Origin of the sequence: uncultured Chryseobacterium sp., assembly GCF_913776365.1 — a bacterium.
Taxonomy (GTDB): Bacteria; Bacteroidota; Bacteroidia; order Flavobacteriales; family Weeksellaceae; genus Chryseobacterium.
On record NZ_CAJYMO010000171.1, the window covers coordinates 1 to 6,229 of the forward strand.

Consider the following 6,229-nt stretch of genomic DNA (forward strand, 5'->3'; position numbering starts at 1 on the left):
CCACCACCATCGACGGACAATACCTGATCTCAGGCAGCAGCATCCGGCCTTTGAGAGCCTCAGGCAACAGTCCTTCTACAGGCTCAGGCACTGCTTCTTCGACCCATTTGGGCGCGTCACGCTCTGGCCAGCAGCCAGCAGCCAATAGCCATCAGCAAAACGCAGGCTACGATTTTCATTTGGTCAAGCTGAACCAGCAGGGGGAACCGGTCTGGGAGAAATTCTTTGCCGGGAAAAACCATGATTTTTTATCAGCCACCGTGGCCACGCAGGAGGGCGGATTTTTGGCAGCCGGAACCAGTTACTCGGGTAAGGGACTTGATAAAAAGGAAGATTCCAGAGGAGGCTCAGATATTTGGCTCATTCGTCTGGATGAATCAGGCGGTGAACTCTGGCAGAAAACCATCGGTTCGGCTGGGGATGAAGAAGCAAGAGCGGTGATACAAACTACTGATCTCGGATTCTTTGTCGCCGGCAATACCCAGAATACGGAAAAAGGCTATGGTTCCAAAGACGCTCTTATCGTGCGGCTGGATAAAAACGGGAAAGAAATCTCGCAGCTGATCCTGGGCGGAAAAGGCCTGGATGAAGTGGAAAAGATGATCCCGACCCGGGACGGCGGTGCTTTACTCAGTACTTACTCCAGAAGCGGTGCCCTGCCGGCAAATGCAAAGCCCGGTACCGCAGGTGCACAGTCATCTGTAAACACATCAGTGGCCAGCAGCCAGCAGCCAAAAGCCAGCAGCCATTACGGTGAGGGCGATTACTGGATCATCAAGCTTTCAAAGGACGGGAAGGTGGAATGGGAAAAGAGCTTCGGCGGGACCGGCGATGACCATCCCAGAACCCTGGCCCTGACTTCCACAGGATACCTGATCGGTGGCGAATCGAGATCGGATAGATCCGGGAATAAGACGGTAGGAATAGAAGAAGGCACGGATGTGTGGCTGATCTCTTTAACGGAAAAAGGGGAAGCGATCTGGCAGAAGTCCTACAGCTTCAAAAACCGGGATGTTTTGATGGGTATGAGCGTGCTTCACAGCGCGGATGACAAGTCCTCGAAAGGGATACTTCTGGGCGGCTACACACAATCCGAGGGAAGGGCAGAAGCGGATGACGAAAAGTTCTGGATGCTGTACCTGGACCCAAATGGCAACGAGCAGTGGCGAAAGCACGTGAAAGGAAAATCCAGCCAGAGGGAAGAGCGTCTTTCGGACATTAAGCTGAACCGTGACGGCTCGATCATCCTGGCCGGAACCAGCGCCGAGGAGCTAGGAAAAGAGAACTGGAAGATCATTAAGCTGGGAGACAGCCAGATTGATCAGCTGATCGAAAGGCAGGAAATTAAGATCTACCCGAATCCGGTGAGTGAGTATGCTTATGTGGAAATAGGATTTGATGGACTGAAAGAAGGAATGTTTGAGGCGGAGATCACGGTCTATGATATGGGCGGACGGCAGCTTCAGAGCATCAAAACGAAAAACAAAATAACCAAAATCAATACGCAGCCGCTGGTGCAGGGCGCTTACCTGGTGAGTGTGAAGACGGAAACAGGGAAAACGGCGGGTGCAAAACTGATTAAAAAATAAAAACAATAGAATGACTAAAATCTTTATAACGATAATATTCATATTCATCTGCTCACTCGGATACTCGCAGATACACGAAGGGACAAAAAATATTTTTCCTTATGCCCCGGAGACAAGCAGTTTATTAAAATATCAGGAAACTCCTGTTTCTAATTATACAGGAATTCCTAACATTTCAATCCCTATTTACGTAGCTAAGTCAGGAAGTGTAGAAGTTCCTATTGCACTTACATATCATGCAGGTGGAGTTCTGGTTTCCGATATAGCAAGTTCCGTAGGATTGGGATGGTCTATCAGTACAGTTGCTCCTATTACTAGAAAGATCAATGGATATACCGACGAAAATGGAGTTATGAAACAGGATGATAATATTGAAAGCTTTTTAAACAGCGGAATTGATGACCAGGAATTACGGTTAATTTCAGCAAAATATACTTTGCATAATACTGCTACATCCGATTTGATGTCAGATGAATTTAGTTTGTCGCTAAATGAATTCTCAGGGAGCTTTTTTTACAATCCTAAAAATAAAAAAATTGTTACATATCCCATGTCTGATATTAAAATCGATTACTATACAAAAGTATTTGATAATTATTTAAGCAGAATTGATACAGTTAATGTTACGACTACCTCGGGATTAAAATATACATTCGGAGGAGATGGCAAAGAAATTTTAGGAGGAAACGGATCCATGTCTTCCAGCAATATATATGGGGTCAATGCATGGAAAATAAAGAAAATAAAAGGTCTGGATAATAATGAAATTAACTTTTCATACCTCCCTAATCATATGTTCCGAAGAGAGCTGGCTCCACAAACAAGGGAAATACAGTATTTTGTAACGTCATACACTACAGGTTGCGGTAATCCAATACCTGTTCCGGCACCACCTCCAGTAAGTCCAGAGTTTGATGTAACATACTCTATCCAGGAAGCGTTAATAGATAAAATAGAGACCAATGACGCCGTCATTACTTTTATTTATTCTAACAGGCAGGATTTTAATAATCTAAAAAAACTGGATAAAATTATTATTAAAGATAAAGCTGGAACTATTATTTCGGAAAAAAGATTTAATTATGGATATTTTGAGAATACGATAGAAGCTTCAGGAGCAAATGATCCGTCCGAAGATCCCACTAAAAGATTAAAATTATTATCTTATCAGGAATGTGGAAGAGATAATAAGTGCATTACAACATCCTTTGAATATTATGAAGATTACCAGATGAAACAAAGGCTTTCTTTTTCTACAGATCATTGGGGATACTATAACGGAGCAAATAATAATAATGCCTTTCCAAATGTTCCGGTAATGTATTTTGATACTTTTTTAAATAAAGCTGTCTGGGGTTTTACAGAGGATGTACCTGGTGCTGGCAGCATGTATGGACTAGCCAATAAGGGAGTTAATCCTCTTCTTATAAATACCAATTCTTTAAAATCAGTAACATATCCTGAAGGAGGTAAAAATGAGTTTATTTATGAACCAAATACTGCCAGTACTTTACTTTACGAGCCTAAGAATGAGCATTATTTTTTAGCAAAGAAAAAAACTCTTCAGAAGAATGACTTTTTTTTCGTAAGCGCTACTGCAATGGGTGAGACCCTCACACATTCAATCGCACCGACGGAAAGTGATAGCTATTACAAAACTTTTGTAAAGGAAATAAATCTATCCGGTGATAAAGCACTTACTTTGAAAATGACCCTCTCTTCTACTTTCCGAGCATCCACGTTCTCGAACTCATTGAATGATAGTTACCTTAACGCAGAATATAGTATTTTCTATTATGAAAATGGAGTGAAAAAATATTTGGTTAACAGCAATTCATTGTCAGGGCCTACTGAATTTACATTAAAATACAGTCATCTTAATGCCCCCGCTGCTTCTTTACAAAAAGTTTATCTTGAGATCAAGCATATTTATTGGGGAGGCTTAAATTCTACAAGTAATTTATCTGATTATATCTATGCCTATTCACAAATTGCTTTAAACTGGGAAGAACAGGATCCTGATTATACAGAACCGGTTATTCCAGCCGGTGGGATCCGTATTAAAGAAATTAAAAGATATGATAATACCGGAGAGTATAAGTATTCTTCCAAATACTCTTATACAAAAAATGGAAACAGCCAACTCTCAAGTGGGGTACTATTTGATATTCCTATGTATACAAGAAATATCAGAAATGGTTACGTTAGATCATATAAATGTCCTCCCTCAATTACTGGTAATGACATCGGTATTAAAAAAGTTATTGAAGATCTGACTGAATTGTCAATGCGACCTGTAATCGCCGGTATGCGCACTCAAGGGCGTACAATCGGTTATACTGATGTAGAAGTAACCAAAACTGATAACAGTAATAATATTAAAGGAAAGGAAATCTTTAAATATTATGTAGAGCCTCCTTTACAGACAGGGGATAACTTCCTGGCTACTACTGAAGCAACATCGGCAAGATATGAGTTTATGGAAGCCAGGGACTGGAGAAATGGGGAATTATTGAGATATACGGCTCTTAACAGTACAAATGATACCATAAAAACTACAAAAAGAGAATTCTATTTATTGGGGGCTCCTAATATGAGCACCACCTATTATCATGAAAGAAATGTTAAAATGTTATTTGCAAATCTGATCTCTCCTATCGATTATTTTGCAGGAGGAAAAACTTTAAGAAATATCTATGTAGGTGCTACATTAATGGATCCTGATGTAGAAGCGCGTGGTATATTTCCTAATTATATAGGTATGAATTCTACTTTTAGCCCAGGCCCATTTCCTGTTTTCATAAAACATAATGATGCATTTTTATTACAGAAAGAGATCACAACGGATTATTTTGGAGGTAAGAAAAAATCCAAAATAACAGAGTATTTCTATAATGATGCATTATATCCTACAAAGATCACTTCTAAAAAAGATAGTTTTTCAGGAGAGGATGTAGAGATAAACACAAATTTCAGATATGCATACAATATAGGTAACTATCTGATGATGAACAAAAATATGATTGGGATTCCTCTGGAAACTACCATTACAGAGACCAGTAGCGGAGTAACTAAAACTATTGGAAAAAGTGAAGTAGTTTATCCGGACCAGACCAATTATCCCACGACCCAGGCCGGGAGCCTGGTGGTCCCTTTGTCCTCAAAGTCGATGGATAAGCTTACCGGCATTCTGTCTACCGATGTCTCTTACGATAAGTACGATGAGAAAGGAAATATTCTCCAGTACACCGGTAAGGACGGCCTTGTGACGTCTATTGTATGGGGCTACAACAAAACCCAGCCCATTGCCAAGATAGAAGGAATGGCGTATAATGATCTTCTTTCCCTGGCTTCCCCGGCGGCCATCATCAGTGCCTCGGATGAGGATGCGGCGGATCCTTCCAAAGAAGGGCAGCTGCTGGAAGCTTTGAACACCTTCAGGAAAAACAGCCAGCTGGCGGATAAAAAGGTAACGACCTATACCTACGATCCATTGATCGGGGTTACCTCCATCACCCCGCCTTCGGGCATCAGGCAGAGCTTCAGCTATGATGCGGCCAACCGGCTGAAGGAGACTAAGGTGAGAGGGAAGAACCCTGCCGGCACCTACACCGATCAGAAAGCGGCGGAATACAGATACAACTATAAACCATAAAGATAAGCATGAGAAAACATACAATCAAAAAACTCCTTCCGCTGCTGGGGCTGATCACTTCGGTGATGGCCTTCGGACAGTCAGGGAATGAAAACTATGTGCAGTCGAAGACGTGCCTGAATGAGGACTGCAGCAGGGTGTCGGAAACGGTGACTTACTTCGACGGGCTGGGAAGGCCCAAACAGGTGGTAAGCGTCAAGTCCACGCCTACGGGAAAGGACCTGGTGACAGCCGTTACCTATGACGGCTTCGGAAGGAAAGTGAAAGACATCCTTCCGGTCCCGGCAGCTACCCAGAACTCAGGGATCCATCCGGGGATCGTGGATGAGAATGCGGCCAACAGCCATTACGGGGTTTCCAATGCCTTTTCCGAGAAGCAGCTGGAGAACTCGCCCCTGGACCGGGTGCTGCAGCAGGCCCATCCGGGGGAAGCCTGGAAGATGAGCTCGGGGAAGACCCAGCAGTTTTCCTATGATGCCAACTCAGGAAACGAGGTAAAGAAGTTTTTGACGGTAACCAGCCCCGACACGTCAAATAACGTCTCCACGGGGATTTCCGTACTATCGGTCTCTGCTGAGAACTCAGGGTTTTATCCGGCCTCGACCCTTTATAAGAATACCGTAACCGATGAGGACGGGAACCCGGTAACGGAGTTTAGTAACGGCCGTGGTCAGACGCTTCTGATCCGAAGGAATGACGGGAGCGGGAATGTGGATACGTATTACGTTTACAACGAGTACAACCAGCTGGCCTATGTGCTTTCCCCCAAAGCGGTGCAGCAGATTACCCAGAATAATAACGTCATTACTGAAGCAGTCCTGAACGAACTCTGCTACCAGTACCGCTACGACGGGCGTGACCGGCTGGTGGAAAAGCGTCTTCCGGGAAAGGACTGGGAATGGATGGTGTACGATAAACAGGACCGTCTGGTTTTGAGCCAGGATGCAAACCTGAGGACTGCTACCAACAATTTTAATGCTAAGGG

Annotated in this window: 3 protein-coding genes; all 3 read left to right on the top strand. The window is 43.3% G+C overall.

The window, feature by feature from the left end; all coding sequences use genetic code 11:
- The coding region (locus QZ735_RS08590; RefSeq protein ID WP_294246926.1) for a T9SS type A sorting domain-containing protein at positions 1-1,589 on the top strand (1,589 nt) is incomplete at its 5' end.
- Positions 1,590-1,599: 10 nt separating this feature from the next.
- A complete protein-coding gene (locus tag QZ735_RS08595) occupies positions 1,600-5,244 on the top strand; it encodes a hypothetical protein (protein WP_294246929.1) in 3,645 nt (1,214 codons plus the stop codon).
- A gap of 8 nt (positions 5,245-5,252) precedes the next feature.
- The coding region (locus QZ735_RS08600; protein WP_294246933.1) for a DUF6443 domain-containing protein at positions 5,253-6,229 on the top strand (977 nt) is incomplete at its 3' end.

Coding starts and splice junctions, on each gene's coding strand:
- QZ735_RS08595 (WP_294246929.1), top strand. CDS start 1,600: ATGACTAAAATCTTTATAACGATAATATTCATATTCATCTGCTCACTC.